1 pseudogene is annotated in these 430 nt (G+C 40.5%); it reads right to left on the bottom strand.

What is annotated here, in order from left to right:
- A pseudogene (gene alaS / locus KH400_RS21305) lies at window positions 1-430 on the bottom strand (alanine--tRNA ligase); the annotation flags it as partial.

Below are 430 nucleotides of genomic sequence, written 5' to 3'. Positions count from 1 at the left end.
TCATTAACGAGATTCCCAGCTTCCATATTACCCAATTTTGCTGTTAATGATTCATTTTCTCGTTGTAAATCACGAATTTGTTGTTGTGTTGCTTCTAGCCTAGCAGGAACATCTTGAACTCGTTTCACTTTTAAGTTCGCTGCAACATCCTTTAACAATTGAATTTGTCCATTCATATGCTCATAGGCACCCTTGCCGGTAACTGCCTCAATACGGCGTACCCCTGCACCAATTCCTGATTCCGAAACTAACTTAAACAAACCAATTTCAGCTGTGTTGCGAACGTGACAGCCTCCACAAAGCTCTAAGCTGTAATCTCCTACTTTTACAACACGAACCGTTTCTCCGTATTTTTCACCGAATAAAGCCATGGCACCCATTTCTTTAGCTTCGTCTAATTTCTTGAGAGAAATATCTACAGTAAGTGCAT

The organism is Desertibacillus haloalkaliphilus (assembly GCF_019039105.1).
Classification (GTDB): Bacteria; Bacillota; Bacilli; order Bacillales; family KJ1-10-99; genus Desertibacillus; species Desertibacillus haloalkaliphilus.
Note: the sequence above shows the minus strand (reverse complement) of the source record. Positions and strands in the feature narration are given on the sequence as shown.